This is a genomic window from Limosilactobacillus agrestis (assembly GCF_014145585.1).
GTDB lineage: Bacteria > Bacillota > Bacilli > Lactobacillales > Lactobacillaceae > Limosilactobacillus > Limosilactobacillus agrestis.
Map to the genome: position 1 here is coordinate 1 of NZ_JACIVF010000012.1, position 204 is coordinate 204.

The following is a 204-nucleotide window of genomic DNA, read 5'->3' on the forward strand; positions in this document are numbered from 1 at the left end:
TACGGCCAAGCAGTAAGTCAGGATGTGAGTCAAATGTTTACATCCGTGTTGACAAGCTGTGATGGGGAGCGAAATTTAAGTAGCGAAGTTGCCGATGTCACACTGCCGAGAAAAGCTTCTAAGGAGTAGTTAACTGCCCGTACCGCAAACCGACACAGGTAGTCGAGGAGAGAATCCTAAGGTGAGCGAGAGAACTCTCGTTAA

1 rRNA gene is annotated in these 204 nt (G+C 48.0%); it reads left to right on the top strand.

The features are described 5' to 3' along the window. Window positions 1-204: ribosomal RNA gene (locus H5R88_RS01030) — 23S ribosomal RNA — on the top strand; the annotation flags it as partial.